Raw genomic sequence first — 14370 nt, 5'->3', positions numbered from 1 at the left:
GCCGGTCACTGCGAGGTTGCCGATACGGCGGTTGGGGTGGGACCACACTGCCTCGGTGGGGGTTCAGGTCCAGTTGCGAGGGCTGCTTCGTGACATCAACGAGTCAACTACGCACCCAAGGTCAGGGAATCAGGTAGCCCGAGTGCGCAAGGCGAGCCGGCCCATTCCCGTTGGTGTGCAGACCGCGAAGATCATCTCACCTACGGCAGGCCGGTAGTCCTGCATCCGGCAGTTGATCACACCGCGGGGGCCGACCGCATAAAGGATCGCGATCTCGCCGTCGCGGTCAGCAGACGACACCAGGGCTCCGTGCAGTTGCGACCCCGGCTCCACCCGGAGTCCGACGACGAGGAGATGAGTTCCGCCCACCAGGAACGACGCGGGGCGCTGTACGCCGAGGATCGCCGCCGCGAACGACGGCACCGCGCACTCGACCACGTCGTACGGCGTGAAACGGAAGCTCTTGTCGATCAGCCCGCCGGACCTTACCTCGGTCATTCTGGCAGCCACCCGCGCCTCAGGCTGGACCTGCCCTGCCTGCACACCTCACCCGCGACCTCGGCCTGGACCGCGCCGCTGTCAACGCAGCCCTGACCCATCCGTTCCACAACGGCGGCACCGAAGGCGTCAACACCAAAACCAAACTGATCAAATGACAAATGTACGGACGCGCCGGGTTCGACCTTCTGCGACACCGCATCCTGCTCGGCTAACCGACACTCACCGTCACCACCGAATGTGAGACAGAGCCGTTATTCGTACAGTCCCCATCATGGTCGCGCCGCCAGCGACGTGGCTATGGCTGGATGGATCCGATGAGCTGCTCCAGGTCCAAGCGAGCCACGACGGGAACAACGGTCGAGGAGTTGACCGGCGCCCCGGCCACAACCACCACGGAATTGTTGAGCATGACCGCGTCGCCAACATGCCCGGCGAGATTGACGGCAGCCGGTTGAGACGTCCACCCGGACTCGGTGTCGATCACAGCAACCTGTAGGTGGCGGTTCCAGCCAGTAACCAGTACCCGAGTCTCGTTGAGGCGGATGAGCCCGTGGGGCCGGCCCACCGGGGTCACGATCCAGACGAACTTACCGGTACTGACGTCGACTACACAGCTATTCCCCTCCCCCAGAATTAGAAAGGTGTAGCCCTGCATCCAGCAGGCGTTTACACAGCTCGTGGCCGGCAACTCGCAGGAGTACCGCTGGTCGACGCCTAGATCGGGGCCCGGTGCAACAAGGTGCCCTGGGTGATTCCCAAGCCAATTGGTCGTGCTGCGGTCCAAAAACCAGGGCAGCCCGTCCATACCGTTAACGATCATCGGCGTACGTCCATAGCCCCCAGCCGCCACCCCAACCCCATCGTGGCCGTATCGGACAACACCGCCGTGACGCGCGACGAGCAGGGAGCCATCAGAGTCCCTGAACATGTTGCCCTCACAGCGCGTCAACTCCAGCCGCCGCCGTACTCGCAGATGTCGAGGTTCGAGCTCGACCACACCATCCTCGACAGTGATTAGCAGTCGATCTTCGTGTGACGCTAAGCCCTTGATCCCGTCGCCGTAGGCCAACACCTCCGCGTCTAAGCCATTCGGCGCCGCGACAGCCGCCGGGGTGAAACCGTCTGGCACTCCAAGGATGATGGGTGCTTCGCTTGGACGCCGAGGCCGCAGGAGCGTGGCCAGCGATACGCGCTCGTCACCGAGGACCGAGATCGCCCGGTTCGACGCGGAAAGAACCTCCTGCGCGGTGGCAACACCGGCCAGCAATGCCTCGATATGTGTGCGATCGAACAGTATGAGGTTTCTGGTGCCGGCGGCCCGACGTAGAGCACTCTCGTTGAAACCGGACCATGATGCCAGGATGCCCATGCTCCCAGGGCGTCGCTCGTTGACGACGTCGTGGAGCTTGCGGATGGGGTCAGCATCGATCGGTGCGGCTTCCCATTTCGCCTCCAATAGGTACCAGGTACCCTCGTAGAAGAAGGCGACGTCGACCTCACCTCGTGGACCGCGGGCATCGGCCTCAGCATCGATACCGTCACGCTGGAGCGCGTCAGCGATCAACTGGTTGAACGCCATGCCCCGCTTTGACTTGCTGATGCCACCGGCCAACGCGCCCAGGCTGGCGTACCGCTGAACCAGATTGGCCTGGGCGGCCGCTTCGCTGGGGTGCATCCCAGCATATTATCCTTTGTGGCCGCTGCTCCGCTGCACGGCGGGGTCGGTGGTGACCGGGCCAAGCCTGAGCACCGCCAAGGGCTTGGCGGGGTGTCTGACCTCGACGAGGTCATCGACCGGTTCTATCAACAAGCGTTCGGGGTGTCCCTCAGGCTGTCGAACCAAGCGCTGTTCATCAAGGCCAAGCGGCTCAGGAAGCTACGAAACAAGATCGCACACGAGGGCGAAGTGGTCGACCGCGAGGAATGCGACCAGATCGTGCTTACCGCGGCCTAGATCTTCGACTGGCTGAACGCGATCCAACCCACGCCGTAGGAATCTCCTGTCGTCCTTCCGCGCGTCGCCCGGCGCCTCTGGTCGGTGCTTCCTCATAGCGCGCCTGGAGAAATTTCCACGAGCAGCACGGCCTCTCGGCCAGCGGTTATGCACGAATCGGCGCACCCGCACCAGATTAACGTTTTGATCCCCTGATCGGGAGCCATTCCGGACGCCTGTGGCAACCAAGTTTTGGGGGGTCGCCAGAGCCGGCCGACTTTATGTGTCAGATTTCCATGACCTGCACATATCCGCTTTGCGTCAAATCGTAGAGAACGACTTTTGGTCTGAGGTCGGCGGCTTTGAGGCTTCGGCCGAGTGTGACTGCAGCGGATACCGGCAGGGCGCCGAATACATGGAGGCGCTGGAGCGGTTTGTTGGTTGCTTCGAGGTTGGAAAAGAACCGCCGTATTGCCTTTTCCAGGAAACTCAGCGCCTCAGGTGTGGCGATGATGTCTTCATGGGCGGTGTCTCCGTCGACCCGCAGGCGGAAGGCCGGGCACGTGGTAAGTGCGGGTGGGAGATTTTTCAGGTGAGTGGTGCCGGAAAGGTTGGTGATGAGAATTGCGTCGGTGGCTTCGGCGTGTTCGTCTCGGATGGGTTCGATGGTGAATTGGGTGTCTTGGCCGCCTGTGGGCCATAGCCAGTCGTCGGATCTGCGGTGGCGTTGGTAGACGTCAGTGGGTACGCCGTCGTCCAGTGCCCATCCGAGGTATACGAGAAGTGGGAGGCGGGCGATCGCGAAGACGCTGAGGTGGTGGACCTGGTTGGTGCGGATGCCTTCGTAGAGCCGGTCTTTGACGCCGGAGTCGATTCTGGCGCGGCCTGCGGCATAGTAAGCGGGTGTGCCTTCTTCTTCGCCAGGTAGGTGACGTAGGTCGATCTCGATGCCGTGCTGGTCGAAGGCCGGCATGAAGAGGGGGAAGCGGTCGCTGGAGCGAATCACGGCGAGAGCGGCGGTATCCTTGCTGAGTTCCATCGCGGCACCGCGTACCCAGCCTTGGACTCGCAGGACGGTGGTGCGCCGGTCGGTGGTCAATCCGGTTTGGTGCCGTATCTGATTCTCGTGCTGGAGTTTGCGGCGGGTCAGTTCGTCGATGGTCAGCAGTCCGGTGACCTGCTGTTTGTCGATCTCCGTATGGCAGGACGCGCAGGCCAGGAGGATGTTCTCGGCTTTGTCGCGGTCGTCGGCTCCGAGGTCGGAGTCCATACCGCGAGGTGATCCGGGGGTGGCTTGCTGACCGACGATGTGGGCACCCTCGCCGAGCGGTACTTCCTTGGCAGTCAGGTTGCCTTCCAGCAGGTATGCCTTGCACAAGGTGCAACGCCCGCCTGCCTTGACCCACAGCTTGCGCCGTTCGGGTTCGGTCAACGCCATCGGGTTACTCGGCTTCCGGCGCAGGGATGAAGTGGTGATGCGGGCCGGTTCCCGGCGCGTGTGCGACGGCAGCCAGATGGGTTCCGGACATGGTGGTGTTCAGGTGCTGTGCGAGCAGGCTCACGAGGGACGCGGCGACGGCGGCGACGTCGGCTGCGGATCCGTGGAAGGTCGGGACCGAGCATCCTCGGGCCGGCACCATTTCATCTCCTTCTGCGGGCTCTTGCCACAGGCCGTGGAAGCGTTCCAGCGTGCCGTCGGCGAGGACTCGCGGCCCGGCCGCCTGGTCGATGTGAGCCGGCCCAGTCGGATACCCGGAAGCGGACACGGTCAGCAGGCCCAGGGTGGCGGTGCGGAGATCGGTTGCGACCATAGCAAGCATCGGCCGAGTGGTGTCGCGTGTCCGGTGAGCCGCCCTATCGAGGTAGATCCCGGCACCGTTGTTGATCGTCGCGTCAACGATGAGATCGCAGTCGGGGAGCTTGTGGCTGGTAGGGAATCCTGCGGGATGGCTTTCGACGATCAGATCATCGCAGATCTGCCGTAGCCGTTGGGCGAGCTGGTCTGCCTTGTTGCCGCCGATATCGGTCTCGACGTAGTTCTGCCGGACGAGCAAGCCGCCTTGGACCTCGCCGGGGTCGCGCAGGACGATGCGCGCTGCTCCAGCGCGGGCGATGAACTCGGCGATCCAGGAGCCGAGGCCCCCGCATCCCCACACCTCGACGGTTGTGCCGGCGAATCGAGACACGGGACGCGACGCGTCGCGTCGGGAGGCTATCTCGGGTCGTTCGTCGGACACGTGACACCACTCCATCGAGATGCTGGCCGGGATCGCCCGGCTGTTGATCGTTGCCAGTGAACTGCCTTTCCGCATGACCGCGCGCAGGACATCGGCGGCGGGAGCAGGCAGCCGGGCGGCCACCAGGTGGTGGCCACCGGCGGAGGCGTGGTGCGGCGAGGCGATGATCAGGTAGAGCGCGGTGCCGTTCGCGTTACGTGTGGCGGTGCGGGCCAGCAGCGTGGCGAGTTGGTCCGCGCCGACGTGCCCGGTGCTAGCGACATGAACGAGAACCTCAGGCAGGGTGAGACCTGCGCCGTAGGGCAGCGCTTCGGGCAGGACGATGATCTGCGCCACGTCGCCTGCGGCTTCGGACGTGGCCCAGCGGTCCAGGTCGAGCCGAGCCGGGGTTCGGGTGGTCAGCGTGGCGCGGAAGAATGCTCTGCCCTGGACGTCCAGAGGTTTACGCACGACGATCGTCGGCGTTCCGGGCGTGCGGTGTGGCACCCCGCCGACTGGGTGGAACAGGGCAGTGGCCGGGTCGAACCTGGCTGCCGCCGCGTCGGCGAACCAGTTCCACAGCCGGTCGAGGAAGCCTCGCATGCCCAGGTCGGGGTGCCACTCGCGGCTCGTGTCGAGGTAGATACAGAGCGCACGTCCTAGCAGGACGTGCGCGTATCCGGCGAAACGGGTGTGATTGACCCATGGTTGCGGTGGCATCCACGGGAAGTGCCGGGGGACGCCGATGACGACGTCTTCGCCCTGCGCGGCTAAGGGCAGGCCGCCCTCGGCCGTGGTGAAACTCCCCGTGGCGAGGCGCACCGTCACGACGAGGAGTCCCTGCTCACGGAGAACCGGTTCACCGACCAACGTGATCAGGCCGGTGTGGGCGGCGACGACCTCGCGCAGTTCTGCGACCGCCTGCTGCTGACCTGCCGTGAGCCGCAGTTGCGGCTTCCCGGCGGTCTTCTTGCGGGTCACCCGGCCCGGCCGGACCGGACCGGCAACGCAGTGGCGGCAGGCGTGAACGGTCCCGATGCCTGCTTCGGCGCAGGAGCTTTGAATCCCTCACCGAACAGGTCCTGCCAGAGCGCGATACTGCTGGTCTTGTCGGTCTCCTCGTACGCCGTATCGATCGCGGCGGCATATCTGTTCATCTTGTCGCGGAAGTTGGCGTAGGTGACGTCATCCCAACGGTGGTCGAAGGTGGTGCCACACTGCGACGGGTCCTCGACGCTCGGTTTGCTGTCGTTCGCCTGAAGCCAGGTGTCAAGGTCGCGGGTGATGTTACGCAGCGTCGTAGGCACGTCGGCGTAGTAGCCGGGATTCCAGACCGTCTTGTTCGCGTCCACCACGTTGCCGACCAGCGTGGTCAGGATGATCGACCGGACGCCCTGGAAGGTGCCCTTGTGGTCGCGTAGGAACTTCAGCAGGCGGATCACCTTGCGCAGGTTGCCGCCGGTGATGTCGTCCTGGGTGCGCATCCACCTGGTGAAGCCGGTTGGGTTGGTGTCCTCCCACTTACCGAGGTCACGGTTGACGATCACCTCACGGCCGTCGGGCAGAATCAGGTAGGGCACGATGTCGACGTGGCACAGGTTGGCGTAGGTCAACCTGACGCACCGGCACTTCCTCGATCGCGGCATGTCGCTGTGGGCGTTGCTGCGGCCAAGCGCGGCATACACCTCACCGATGTATCGGCCCTTGTCCTGCGACCACTCCGGGTTCTCATCCAATTGCAACAGGAAGTCGGCGTCGTACTCCTTCTCCGGCTGAGGCTGGATGATCGTGCGGTGCGCCCAGGAGCCCTGCGCGATCTTGGACCGCACGTACGGGCCGAGGACCGCGTCGTTCTTCAACGCCCGGTAGATCGCGTCGACCCGGTCATCGAGACGGTCGAGCTTGTACCTGCTCAGGTTCACCGTGTCGGTGAGCAACGTGTCGAAGTACCCGACAAGCTTCATGAGGAGGGGGCCTCCTTGACCCCGCCGAACACATCAATCCCCGAAGGGGTCCGCCGGCCGCCGGCCCGGCCGCTTCACGTTGTCGCCCAGGCACTCAGCGGATGCGTCACCTTCGGGGGACACGAGACTGCGGCCCACGCAGAAGTGCGGCAACCCGGTCTTGACCGAGCTAGCCTGGATCTGAAGCAGATCTTACGGCGCGTACCTCCGGAGGTACAAATACGAGTTGATCTATCCATGTCGGGTCACCCAACATGACTGCCGAGGCGGTCGTTACGGTGAGCCTCAACTTCGCGTGGAAGGAGGACGGGTGAGCGAGCCAGTAGACATCGACCAACTTAAGACTCTCGTGGCTGGCGAACGCAAGCGGCGCGGGCTTAGCCTGCGCGCTGCGGCTGAACAGGCCGATGTCCCGTTCAACACTCTCGCCCGAGTTGAAAAGGGTCATTTGCCTGACCTTGCCAACTTCCGCCGGATCGTCGAATGGCTCGGCCTCGCGCCCGAGCGGTTCTTCCAGCCAGCACAGGTCCGCGCGGTGGACACACCTGAGGTGATCGCACACCACCTTGCCCGCGACCCGAACCTGTCCGACGCCGCTGCGGAGAAGATCGCCGGACTGGTCCGCGAGCTCTACACCAGCCTCGCCGTGACCAACCGACCCGTCAAAGTTCACCTCCGCGCCGCCAGCACCTTCACCCCCGACGCATCCCGCATCCTCGGCGAGTTGCTTGGCGACATCCAGGACGTACTGACCGACAAACACGACCGCACGCGCCACGACGCTGCGAACGGATAGCGCCATGCGACGAGGATTCAAGGCCGAAGCCGAACGGCTCGCCGACCGAACCCGCGCCCAACTCGGTCTCCAGCCGTACGCGCCACTGCCGATCCGCCACCTCGCCAACCAGCTCAAAGTCGAGATCTACGCCGCCGACGACCTCATCGACCGCAGCAGAATCGAACAACTCAACGCCGAACAGCCCGGCGCATTCTCCGCCGCGACCTTCCACCTACCCGACGGCCGCACTGTCGTCGTATACAACCCATGCAGCGACGCCTGCCGCACCAACAGCGACCTAGCACACGAACTAGCCCACCTACTCCTCGCCCACGACGTACGAGAGCTGCAGCAGATCGCCGGCCACACCTTCTTCACCTGCGACCGAGACCAGGAAGACGAAGCAAACTGGCTAGCAGGATGCCTCCTACTACCCCGCGCCCTCCTCCTCAAGGAAATCTACGCCGGAGCGGACGCCGCAGCCGTCGCACAGAAGCACGACGTGAGCCTCCCTATGGCGCGCTTCCGCATCAACACCAGTGGTGTCCTTCTGCAAGCTCGGCGGAGCCGCACCCCCGGAACACGCTAAGCCGAGCCCCGGACGCAACCACGCACCCCCAGCGGGAAATCCCGCGTCCGGCGCTGGTCGCCAACGGGGGACGCGCGGTCGTGCAGGCGGCCCGGGATCACGGCCTGTGGTGGCTGGTGGTCGTCGTCGTGCTCGCCGTGCATGCCGCTGCGGTGCTGCCCGTCCAGCCGCAGCCTGTCGAGGTGTTGGGCATCGATGAGATCCGCCGGGGCTGGCCTACTCACACGTCGGTCTGCTGGTCAATCGCTGCTTCGTAGAAGGCGTCCGCGAGCGCCATGATGACGGCGTTGATGCCTGGACCGTCGCTGAAGAAGTAGTCGGCCATGGTGTTGTGGGCCGCCTGGTTGTCGACGACCGCCTCGGTGACCGCCGCTTGGAAGTCCTGCGACTCCATGAACTGCCGCTTCGAGTTGACCTTGGCCTGGTTGACCAGGCCGGGGTAGGCGAGCAGCCGCTGCACCAGTCCCTGCACGAACTCGCGGACCTGGTGCGCGGAGAACGACTCGGCCCCGAAGAGGTCGTTCATCTTGTCGATGACGACCTGTAGTGCGACGTACTTCGGTTCCTTGCGGGTGCCGGTGCCCGCTGCGCCGATGCCCTTGAGCTGTCCGTCACCGGTCAGTGAGATGTCGACCGCGGTCGCCTTGGTGTGCTTGACCCCGACCAGGACCACGTCGGAAAGGTCGACCTCTGCGGCCCAGGATGCCTCTGCGATGACCTTCTCCAGGAGCCGCAGGAAAATCGACAGCTCCTCCATGTACGGGTCGCCGTAGTTGATGATCTGGCTCATGAAGTCGTAGAGCCGGACGTAGGTGGAGACGTCCTTGCGGAAGAGGTCGAGGGTGTTGAGGGTGACCTTGTCGTCGGCCTCGATCGCCGCCGCGTAGCGGCGGGCGAAGTCGTTCTTGGCCGGGCTCATCGCGGCCGAGAGGGCATTGTTGCCCTTGCGGGTGACCCACAGCCTGGCGACCTCGCGCACCTGGTCTGGGGTGTAGATCCCGGCCTGGGCGAGCTTGTTGGCGAGGTGGGAGACGATGTATGGGTCGGTCTCGGTCTCCAGGGTGGCGTTGGTGAAGTATGGCTCGAACGCAGTCCGGATGTCCTCGGGCTTGTTGATAAAGTCGATGACGAACGTCTTGCGCTTCTGCTCCCCGCCGGCAGTGCGGTGGGTGCGGTTGAGCCGGGACAGCGTCTGCACGGCGGTGACCCCGGAGAGCTTCTTGTCGACGTACATCGCCGAGAGCAACGGCTGGTCGAACCCCGTCTGGAACTTGTTGGCAACAAGCATGATCTTGTACGTCGTGCCCTTGAAGGCGGCGGCCAGGTCTGAGCCGGCGCCGGGGTTGAGGTTGGGCTCGGTGAACTCGTCGTCCTTACTCGGCTGCGGCCCCCAGTCCGAAGCCCACTCCTCGTCCTCGGCCATCTTCACCGAGCCCGAGAAGGCGACCAGGGTGCGGTAGCTGTACCGTGGGTCCTCGGCGGCCCGCTTGGCAATAAAGGCGTCGATTGCCTTCTTGTACTTCACCGCAGCTTTACGAGAGTCGGTCACGACCATCGCCTTCGCCCTGCCCTCCAGCAGGTGGGCGACGTTGGAATGGAAGTGCTCGACGATGATCTGCACCTTCTGGCTGATGTTGGTCGGGTGCAGCTTCACCCACCGCATCAGCCCCTTACGTGCCGCTGCCTCCTCCACCACCTCGCTGCCGTCGCCGGTCTCCGCCCGGCCGGCGATCTTCAGCGCGGTGTCGTAGGACTGGTAGCCCCTCAACACGTCGAGGATGTAGCCCTCCTCGATCGCCTGCCGCATCGAGTAGAGGTGAAACTCGACCGGCTCCCCGTCAGGACCCTTACGGCCGAACAGCTCCAGGGTCTTGTTCTTCGGGGTCGCCGTGAACGCGAAGTAGGAGATGTTCTCCGACTCGGCCCGCTCGTTCATCTCCGCGGCTAGGACCGCCTCGACGTCGACCTCCCCGCCGTCCTCGATCTCCTTGACCTCGTCTGCAGTCAAGACAGCCTTGAGCTTGGAGGAGATCTGCCCTGACTGCGACGAGTGCGCCTCGTCGGCGATCACCGCGAACCGCTTACCTTTCAGGCCCTTGTTGGCCCGGATCTCGTCGAGGGCGAAGGGGAAGGTCTGCACCGTCACCGCGATGATCAGCTCCCCGTTCCCCAGCGCGGTCGCCAGCAGCGCGGACTTCGACTTCGCCCCCGCCTTGCGCACGTCCTCCGGGCTGATCGTTGCCACGATCTTCGCTGACCCGTCGATCTGCCGAATCGCGTCCTGGAGCTGCCCGTCGAGCACGTTACGGTCCACGACCACGATCACCGAGTCGAAGACCTTCTCGTCGTTCACGTGCAGCCGCGCCAGCCGGTGCGCGGTCCAGGCGATGGTGTTCGTCTTCCCCGACCCCGCCGAGTGCTCGATCAGGTAGCGATGCCCCACCCCCTCCTCGCGCACCGCCGCCACCAGGTTCGTCACGGCCTCCCACTGGTGGAACCGCGGGAAGAGCATGCTCGTACGCCGCACCGAGGCCCCGGTCGCAACGTCCCACTCCTCCTTGGTCTCCACGATCATCAGCCGGCCGATGATGTTGAGCCAGGCGCCCTTCTCCCAGACCCGCTCCCACAGGTACGCCGTCGCCGACCGGCCACGCTCACCCGGCGGGTTCCCCGCGCCACTGGCGTAACCCATGTCGAACGGCAGGAACTGCGTCTTCTCGCCTTCGAGCCTGGTGCTCATCGCGGCCCGGTCGTTGGAGACCGCGAAGTGCACCAGCGCCCGATGCCCGAACGACAGCAGCGGCTCCGGGCGTCCGTTGGTCAACGGACGCCGACTCTGGCGGTACTGGTTGATCGCCTCATCGAGAGACTGCGTGAAGTCGGTCTTCAGCTCGACGGTGGCCACCGGAAGGCCGTTGACGAAGAAGACCAGGTCGATGCTGCGCCGGTCAGCGGTGGAGAAGTGAACCTGCCGCATCACCCGCACCCGCATCGCCGCGTACTGCTCATTGGTGGTCGCGTTCAGGCTGGTCTCGGGCCTGAACTGCGCCATCTTCAGCCGGCCACCGCCGATGTACTGCACCCCACCGCGCAGGATGTTCAGCGTCCCGCCACCATGCTCAAGAGGCTTGTCCAGCGCCGTGGCCAGCACCTCGAGAACCTTCGCCTGCGACCCCGCAGCCTTCAACGCCTTCGCGTACGCCGCCTGCTGGGTCTCCTCCAGCCAGGCGAACAGGTCCTCGGGGAAGAGCGCCCGCTCCCGATCGTAGCCGGTGTCGTTCGCCGAGTAGAGCCATCCGCAGGATTCCAGGTATGCGCAAATCTCGGACTCGAAGACGACCTCGTTATGATCGACCATCACGCCATCTCTCGCACGTCGATCTGCCCCGTTACCGCCGCCGTGATCAACGCCGCCCGGCGCTCACGGGCAAGTTCAATGAGCCGCTCTGCCTCCTCGATCAATGCCTCGATTTTGGCGGTCTGTTGGTCAAGATACGCCACAATGCGATGCTGTTCATCGGCCGGTGGAGCGGGTACCGGCAGCGAACGAATAGCAGAAACGTTGATCCTCCGAAAGGTGCTGCCAATCATTGCTCGATCGATCGCGTGCCGCACCTCAGCTCCCATCAACGCATAGCGCAGGAATGATGGATGAACGTCGCTCTTCCGGCGAAGCAGGACCGTCTCTTGGCCAATGGCGAACTCCGGCAGGTCGGGCGCAACAACCGAGACCAATCCGACGGAGACATTCCGGATGAACAGAAGGTCCCCGACGCGAGGTGCACGGCTAGCGGCTCTGAGATGTTCAAAGAACTCAGCCGTCGTGTATTTGCAAGCCGAGAGATCAACCGTCGCAGCCCGGCACTCCCGAATACTGGCCACCGGGTAGCGCCTATCGTCATCGACGAACTCTGCAGTCACATGGGCGCAGTCAATGACATCAACTAGCCGTCGGAGCTGAATTCTCTTCGAGGTCGCATCTAGCACCACATGCGAGATCAGATCCGCTCGACGCTCGCGGAGCATCTCGATTAGGCGCTGCTGCTCCTCAATGAGGGTGTCGATGCGGGCGGTCTCGCAGTCGAGGTAGTCGGCGATGGCTCGCTGCTCGTGGACCTCCGGAAGGAAAACGTCGATCGCCCGAAGGACGGTAAATGGAACCTCGGTCGTGCGAATGCCGCCGTGCTCACCTCCGGCTGAGATCCCTCGCTCACGTGCGATGAGCTCGCCGGTAAACCACGAAGACTTCATAAGATGGACGATGTAGCGCGGATTCATGCCCTCGCGAGGACGCATCACTTCATAGTGATAGGTAACCAGTCCGTCCTCATGGGCTACACCCATCGCGCCAGAACGGATCTTCATCTTATTGAAAACGACGTCCCCTTTGCGGCACACCTTGTAGGCGTCGAGCGACTCTGCACGTTGAGGTGCGTCTGTCAGCTCGCTGCGTCGCACAACGCCTTTGGTCTGCGAAACAGACATGAGCGGAAGGTCAACGCCAGGGATCCGCTCATCGATCTTCTGGACTGCTGCGCCGAACCGGATCATCCCTCAACCTCCCGCAAAAGGTCCAGGATCTTCGCGACCTGCTTCTTTAGGTCGGCGTCGATCTCGGCGAGGGGCCGGGGTGGGACGTACCTGTAGAAGTGGCGGGTGAAGGGGATCTCGTAGCCGGTCTTGGTCTTGGTGCAGTCGATCCAGGCATCAGGGACGTGCGGCTTCACCTCGGCGTCGAAGTACGCTTGGATGACCTCGGCCTTGCCGGCCGTACCGGCGGTCGAGCCGCCATAGGTGAATGGGACGTTCTCGGTGTCGCGCTTCTTGGTGTCCGGCTTGGGTTTGCCCTTGCGGTCGACGACGGGGTTGCCGGACTCGTCGAGGAGGGGACGCTCGACGGTAATGGTCCAGTAGCCGAACTCGTCGGTGCGCAGCACCTTGGAGCAGTCCGGGTCGGCGTCGATGAAGTCGGAGTACAACTGCACGACCTTGGCGCGATCGGCGTCGCTGATCTCGCGGCCCTTGGAGCCGAGGTTCTTGCGCATCTTGGTCCAGAATGACGTGCCGTCGATGAGCTGGACCAGGCCCTTGCGGTCGGGGTGCTTGGTGTTGTCGAGAATCCAGATGTAGGTGGCGATGCCGGTGTTGAAGAACATGTTGGTCGGCAGCGCGACAATCGCATCGACCAGGTCCTTCTCCAACAGCCACTTCCGGATGTTGGAGGGGCCGGACTCGGCACCACCGTTGAAGAGCGGCGAGCCGTTCATCACAATCCCGACACGGCCACCACCGTCCTCCGGCGCTCGCATCTTGTGGGCCAGGTGGAGCAGGAAGAGCATCTGGCCATCCGAGGTCGACGGCAGGCCGGGGGCGAACCGGCCATAGGGGCCAGCAGAGTCGCGTTCGGCGATGATCTTCTTGGCGTACTGCTTCCAGTCGACACCGTAGGGCGGGTTGGACATGCAGAAGTCAAACGGGCGACCCTTGAACGCGTCGTCGATGAGCGTGTTGCCGAAGGCGATATTGGTCGCGTGGTGGCCTCTGGCCAGCAGGTCGGATTTGCAGATCGCGTACGACTGAGGGTTGTACTCCTGGCCATACAGCCTCAGCTTCGCGCCGGGGTTCTGTGCGAGCAGGTGCTCCTCGGCCAGGGCGAGCATGCCGCCGGTGCCCGCAGTGGGGTCGTACAACGAGCGGACGATGCCGGGCTCGGCCAGTTCGGCGTCCTTCTCGGCGAAGAGCAGGTCGACCAGCAGCCGGATCGCGTCGCGCGGGGTGTAGTGATCGCCGGAGGTCTCGTTCGCGGCCTCGTTGAACTTGCGAATGATGTACTCGAAAGCATCGCCCATGTCGGCGTTGGAGACGACGTCCGGATGCAGGTCGACGGCCTTGAAGGACGTGACTACCTGGCGCAGCAGCCCCGCCTTTTCTAGGGCGAGGATCTCCTTCTTGAAGTCGAAGTACTGGAACACGTCGACATCGGGCGAGAACCGGTCGATGTAGTCGGCCAGGTTGTCCGCCAGCCCGTCGGCGTCGGCCAGCAGGTTGGCGAAGTGGTAGTTCGAGGTGTTGTAGAACGGCCTACCGGTCGCCTTCTCGACCTCGACCCTGAGCCGGTTGGGGTTGTCGTACTTCGCCGCCAGCGCCCGCACCGTGTACCGGTCGGGCTCAAGGATGCAGTCGAGGCGTCGCAGGATTGTGAGCGGGAGGATCACGTTGCCGTACTGGTTGGGGCGGTAGGGGCCCCGGAGCTGGTCGGCGATCGACCAGATGAAACTACCGAGCGCGCTCACAGGGCTCCTTAAGAGGATCATGGAACGACAGATGCTATACGCCCAGTGCAAGATCGAGCGCACCGCCGAGAAGGCGGCGGGGCGCCGGCGGCAGCA

General features: G+C 64.1%; 11 protein-coding genes. 3 read left to right on the top strand and 8 right to left on the bottom strand.

What is annotated here, in order from left to right; translation table 11 throughout:
• Window positions 1–129 precede the first annotated feature (129 nt).
• Together J7462_RS23405 and J7462_RS23400 are read right to left on the bottom strand one after the other, a co-directional pair.
• The gene (locus J7462_RS23405; RefSeq protein ID WP_219466646.1) at window positions 130–510 is read right to left on the bottom strand and encodes a hypothetical protein; all 381 of its coding nucleotides are present in this window, start codon (window positions 508–510) and stop codon (window positions 130–132) included.
• Between the two features lie 286 nt (window positions 511–796).
• Window positions 797–2176, bottom strand: a complete 1380-nt coding sequence (locus tag J7462_RS23400) for a restriction endonuclease (RefSeq protein WP_219466644.1) — start codon at window positions 2174–2176, stop codon at window positions 797–799.
• 18 nt (window positions 2177–2194) lie between these two features.
• On the opposite strand from J7462_RS23400, the gene J7462_RS23395 reads away from it, so the two are divergent.
• The gene (locus J7462_RS23395; protein WP_219466640.1) at window positions 2195–2455 is read left to right on the top strand and encodes a hypothetical protein; all 261 of its coding nucleotides are present in this window, start codon (window positions 2195–2197) and stop codon (window positions 2453–2455) included.
• Between the two features lie 265 nt (window positions 2456–2720).
• Here the strand turns inward: J7462_RS23395 and J7462_RS23390 are convergent, their stop codons facing one another.
• The 3 genes from J7462_RS23390 to J7462_RS23380 are packed head-to-tail and all read right to left on the bottom strand — an operon-like array spanning window position 2721 to window position 6614.
• Window positions 2721–3872 carry an SAVED domain-containing protein gene (locus J7462_RS23390; protein WP_219466638.1) on the bottom strand — a complete coding sequence of 384 codons (1152 nt, stop codon included), beginning with the start codon at window positions 3870–3872 and terminating at the stop codon, window positions 2721–2723.
• A 4-nt stretch (window positions 3873–3876) separates the two neighbouring features.
• Window positions 3877–5631: a ThiF family adenylyltransferase gene (locus J7462_RS23385; RefSeq protein ID WP_219466634.1), complete on the bottom strand. Its 1755-nt coding sequence runs from the start codon at window positions 5629–5631 to the stop codon at window positions 3877–3879.
• Complete coding sequence (locus tag J7462_RS23380; RefSeq protein WP_219466631.1) at window positions 5628–6614, bottom strand: cyclic GMP-AMP synthase DncV-like nucleotidyltransferase; 987 nt, start codon at window positions 6612–6614, stop codon at window positions 5628–5630. The genes J7462_RS23385 and J7462_RS23380 overlap by 4 nt, the downstream gene beginning before the upstream one ends.
• A gap of 310 nt (window positions 6615–6924) precedes the next feature.
• Here J7462_RS23380 and J7462_RS23375 point away from each other — a divergent pair, with 310 nt between their 5' ends.
• Window positions 6925–7410: a helix-turn-helix domain-containing protein gene (locus tag J7462_RS23375; RefSeq protein ID WP_219466630.1), complete on the top strand. Its 486-nt coding sequence runs from the start codon at window positions 6925–6927 to the stop codon at window positions 7408–7410.
• A 4-nt stretch (window positions 7411–7414) separates the two neighbouring features.
• The gene (locus J7462_RS23370) at window positions 7415–7981 is read left to right on the top strand and encodes an ImmA/IrrE family metallo-endopeptidase (protein WP_219466627.1); all 567 of its coding nucleotides are present in this window, start codon (window positions 7415–7417) and stop codon (window positions 7979–7981) included.
• Window positions 7982–8201: 220 nt separating this feature from the next.
• Here J7462_RS23370 and J7462_RS23365 read toward each other — a convergent pair whose 3' ends face one another.
• Genes J7462_RS23365 through J7462_RS23355 form a run of 3 tightly spaced genes read right to left on the bottom strand, consistent with a single transcriptional unit; the run spans window position 8202 to window position 14274 of the window.
• Entirely contained in the window at window positions 8202–11339 is a 3138-nt protein-coding gene (locus J7462_RS23365; protein ID WP_219470631.1) for a type I restriction endonuclease subunit R, read from the bottom strand.
• The gene (locus tag J7462_RS23360) at window positions 11339–12532 is read right to left on the bottom strand and encodes a restriction endonuclease subunit S (protein ID WP_219466615.1); all 1194 of its coding nucleotides are present in this window, start codon (window positions 12530–12532) and stop codon (window positions 11339–11341) included. Before J7462_RS23360 ends, J7462_RS23365 begins: the two co-directional genes overlap by 1 nt.
• Entirely contained in the window at window positions 12529–14274 is a 1746-nt protein-coding gene (locus J7462_RS23355) for an N-6 DNA methylase (protein WP_219466612.1), read from the bottom strand. Before J7462_RS23355 ends, J7462_RS23360 begins: the two co-directional genes overlap by 4 nt.
• Between the last annotated feature and the right edge of the window lie 96 nt (window positions 14275–14370).

This window comes from Micromonospora sp. RL09-050-HVF-A, from assembly GCF_019374995.1.
In the GTDB taxonomy this organism is placed as follows: domain Bacteria; phylum Actinomycetota; class Actinomycetes; order Mycobacteriales; family Micromonosporaceae; genus Micromonospora; species Micromonospora antibiotica.
The sequence above is the reverse complement of the archived record's forward strand: the minus strand, read 5'-3'. Positions and strand labels throughout refer to the sequence as shown.

Excerpts from the sequence above, each read along its gene's own strand:
- J7462_RS23400 (WP_219466644.1), bottom strand. The coding sequence starts at position 2,176 with ATGCACCCCAGCGAAGCGGCCGCCCAGGCCAATCTGGTTCAGCGGTAC.
- J7462_RS23390 (WP_219466638.1), bottom strand. The coding sequence starts at position 3,872 with ATGGCGTTGACCGAACCCGAACGGCGCAAGCTGTGGGTCAAGGCAGGC.
- J7462_RS23380 (WP_219466631.1), bottom strand. The coding sequence starts at position 6,614 with ATGAAGCTTGTCGGGTACTTCGACACGTTGCTCACCGACACGGTGAAC.
- J7462_RS23370 (WP_219466627.1), top strand. The coding sequence starts at position 7,415 with ATGCGACGAGGATTCAAGGCCGAAGCCGAACGGCTCGCCGACCGAACC.
- J7462_RS23365 (WP_219470631.1), bottom strand. The coding sequence starts at position 11,339 with ATGGTCGATCATAACGAGGTCGTCTTCGAGTCCGAGATTTGCGCATAC.
- J7462_RS23360 (WP_219466615.1), bottom strand. The coding sequence starts at position 12,532 with ATGATCCGGTTCGGCGCAGCAGTCCAGAAGATCGATGAGCGGATCCCT.